At 51.9% G+C, this 266-nt stretch carries 1 protein-coding gene; it reads left to right on the forward strand.

Annotation, left to right across the window (positions count from 1 at the left end):
* Positions 1-27: 27 nt before the first annotated feature.
* Positions 28-266: ATP-binding cassette domain-containing protein (locus ACTHSL_RS13740; RefSeq protein ID WP_440381729.1), on the forward strand; the 239-nt coding region annotated here is incomplete at its 3' end.

The following is a 266-nucleotide window of genomic DNA, read 5'->3' on the forward strand; positions in this document are numbered from 1 at the left end:
CTTATTGGCCGCGTGTTTCAGGACCCGATGATGGGAACTGCTCCAAGCATGCAGCTTGAGGAAAACCTTGCTCTTGCAGCCAGACGAGGACAGAGACGCAGACTTAGTTGGGGCGTGACGGATGAAGAACGTAAACAGTATAAAGAACTGCTGGGAAGGCTTGGACTCGGTCTGGAAGACAGGCTTACAGCAAAAGTGGGTCTTCTTTCCGGTGGACAGAGACAGGCAGTAACCCTTCTTATGGCATCACTCAGAAAGCCCAAGCT

The organism is Neisseria sp. P0008.S010 (genome assembly GCF_051962715.1).
Classification (GTDB): domain Bacteria; phylum Pseudomonadota; class Gammaproteobacteria; order Burkholderiales; family Neisseriaceae; genus Neisseria; species Neisseria elongata.